Origin of the sequence: Amycolatopsis sp. SID8362, assembly GCF_010550475.1 — a bacterium.
GTDB classification, from domain to species: domain Bacteria; phylum Actinomycetota; class Actinomycetes; order Mycobacteriales; family Pseudonocardiaceae; genus Amycolatopsis; species Amycolatopsis eburnea.
The window spans coordinates 1-2,775 of record NZ_JAAGNB010000745.1; the positions used below are offsets into that span (position 1 = coordinate 1).

Genomic DNA, 2,775 nt, shown 5'->3' on the forward strand with positions numbered 1-2,775 from the left:
CCCGCCGGTCCCGGCGCCGGTGGTGACGGCGCTGCGCGCGGCGGCCGGCCGGGGCGCGCGGATCGCGTCGATCTGCTCGGGCGCGTTCATCCTGGCGGAGACGGGCCTGCTCGACGGCCTGCGCGCGACCACCCACTGGGCGGCTGCGCCCGAGCTGGCGCGCCGGCACCCGTCGGTGGAGGTGGACCCGGACGTCCTTTATGTCGACAACGGCCAGTTCCTGAGCTCGGCGGGCGCGGCGGCGGGCCTGGACCTGTGCCTCCACCTGGTCCGCCGCGACCACGGTTCGGCGGTGGCCGCCGACGCGGCCCGCATGTCGGTGATGCCCCTGGAACGCGAGGGCGGGCAGGCGCAGTTCATCGTCCACGACACCCCGCCGGCCCCGCGCGGGTCCGAGCTGGAGCCGCTGCTGGCGTGGCTGGAGGAGAACTGCGCGTCGGAACTGACGCTGCCGGGAATCGCGGGGCACGCGGGGATGAGCACGCGCACGCTCAACCGCCGGTTCCGGGAGCAGACGGGAACGACGCCGCTGCAGTGGTTGCTGCGGGCGAGGGTGCGGCGGGCGCAGCACCTGCTGGAGGCGACGGCGGAGCCGGTGGACCGGATCGCGGGCGAGGTGGGGTTCGGGTCGCCGACCGCGTTCCGGGAGCGGTTCAAGCGGGTGGTGGGGCGGAGCCCGCAGGCTTACCGGGCGAGCTTCCGGCCCTGACCCGGGTCCGGGAGCCGCTGCCACGCAAACCGTCGCGACTTCGGCGGAGCACTGAGGATCACCGTTGTCCACCCTCGAATCGGGGTTGATTCGGGTGTCGGATCGGACCTACTCTTCACCGCCGATGACTGTCGAGGAGGATCCATGCGAGCCGGTCGTAGCCACTTGATGGTCGTCTCCGCCGTGCTGGCGGCGGCTCTGCTGGCCGCCGGGAGCCCGGCGGACGCGGCGACCGCACAGCCGCGGTTCTCGCCGGGGGCGGCGGGTGGCGGGGATCCGTACTTCCCCGACATGGGCAACGGCGGCTACGACGTCGGCCACTACGACATCCGGCTGGCGTTCGACCCGAAGACCCAGGCGATCGACGCGACCACGACGATCCTCGCCACGGCCACCCAGGACCTCTCCCGCTTCGACCTGGACTTCCAGGGACCGCTGGCGATCAGCAAGCTTTCGGTGAACGGCCGGACCGCCGCCTTCACCCGCAGCGGCGCCCAGGAGCTGGTGATCACCCCGCCGTCCGGCCTGCGCGCGGGCAGCCCGTTCACCGTCTCCGTGAGCTACTCCGGCGTGCCGCAGAAGATCGACGACCCGGCGCTCGGCGTCTCCGGCTGGGTCAGCACCAAGGACGGCGCGGTCGCGCTCAACCAGCCGATCGGCGCGGCGACCTACTACCCGGTGAACGACAGCCCCGGTGACAAGGCGACCTACACCCAGACCATCACCGTGCCGGCCGGGCTCACCGTGCTGGCCAACGGCGAACCCGGGCCGACCACCACCCGCGACAACCGGACCACGTTCCGGTGGACCATGGACCGGCCGATGGCCAGCGAGCTGAGCATGATCGCGATCGGCGACTACAACGTGACGCGGGGCGTGCTGGCCGGTGGCCTGCCGAACATCACCGCGATCGGCAAGTCGATCGACACCGTGCCCGGGCAGGGCCAGGTGTTGAACCAGACCACCGCGCAGGTCGTCCAGTGGGAATCCTCGGTGTACGGGCGGTACCCGTTCGACTCGACCGGCGGCATCCTCGCCGACGTCGGGGTCGGCTACGCCCTCGAGACGCAGAGCCGGCCGGTCTACGACCAGCGCACCAGCGAGGTCGACGGCGACCTGCTCGCCCACGAGCTCGGCCACCAGTGGTTCGGCGACAGCCTGACCCCGGTGCACTGGTCGGACATCTGGCTCAACGAAGGCTTCGCGACCTACTCGGAGTGGCTCTACCAGGAGAAGTTCAACGGCGTTCCGGTGCAGCAGACCTTCGAGAAGACCTACGCCGACGAGAAGGACTGGAGCGGCAAGGTCGCCGACCCCGGCCGGGACCACATCTTCGACGACCTGGTCTACAACCGCGGCGCGATGGCCCTGCAGGCGCTGCGCCTGAAGATCGGCGACCGGGCCTTCTTCGACATGCTCACGAAGTGGCCGTCGGAGCACCGGTACGGCACCGTCTCGACGCAGCAGTTCATCCAGTTCGTCGAGCAGCTGACCGGCCGCGACCTCCGCTCGTTCTTCCGCACCTGGCTCTACCAGCCGGGCAAGCCGTCCGTCGGGTAACCTCACCGCCATGTCGAGCCCCGAAGCGTCCAAGGCCGGGCCGCCGGTCTTCCCGGTGGCCCGATAACTCCCTGTTCCGCGGTCACCGGGTGACCACGAAATCGTCCTCTCGATCTCGTGATCCCTGGAGCTTCCGTGCCCTTGTACCTCCTTGCCCTGGCCGTGTTCGCCATGGGCACGTCCGAATTCATGCTCGCCGGGCTCGTGCCCGGTATCGCCGGCGCCTTCGACGTCTCGCTGGCGAAGGCGGGATACCTCACGTCCGCCTTCGCCGCCGGGATGGTCGCCGGGGCGCCGGTGATGGCCGCGCTTTCGCGGTCGTGGCGGCGGCGGACCGCGCTCTTGTGCTTCCTCGCCGTCTTCGTCGCCATGCACGTGGTCGGTGGCCTCACGAAGTCGTTCGGCGTCCTCGTCGCGACGCGGCTGGTGGCCGCCGTCGCGTACGCCGGGTTCCTCGCCGTCGCGCTGACCGCGGCCGCCGCGCTGGAGCGCGCCGGGCGGGCGCT

General features: G+C 71.3%; 3 protein-coding genes. All 3 read left to right on the forward strand.

Annotated features, from left to right (window positions below; translation table 11 throughout):
• The coding region (locus G3I65_RS23350; protein WP_160698002.1) for a GlxA family transcriptional regulator at window positions 1–709 on the forward strand (709 nt) is incomplete at its 5' end.
• Window positions 710–853: 144 nt separating this feature from the next.
• Window positions 854–2,269 (forward strand): M1 family metallopeptidase, encoded by a 1,416-nt coding sequence (locus tag G3I65_RS23355; RefSeq protein ID WP_239071398.1) that lies wholly within the window; start codon window positions 854–856, stop codon window positions 2,267–2,269.
• Window positions 2,270–2,440: 171 nt separating this feature from the next.
• The coding region (locus G3I65_RS23360; protein ID WP_166640474.1) for an MFS transporter at window positions 2,441–2,775 on the forward strand (335 nt) is incomplete at its 3' end.

Excerpts from the sequence above, each read along its gene's own strand:
- G3I65_RS23355 (WP_239071398.1), top strand. The coding sequence starts at position 854 with ATGCGAGCCGGTCGTAGCCACTTGATGGTCGTCTCCGCCGTGCTGGCG.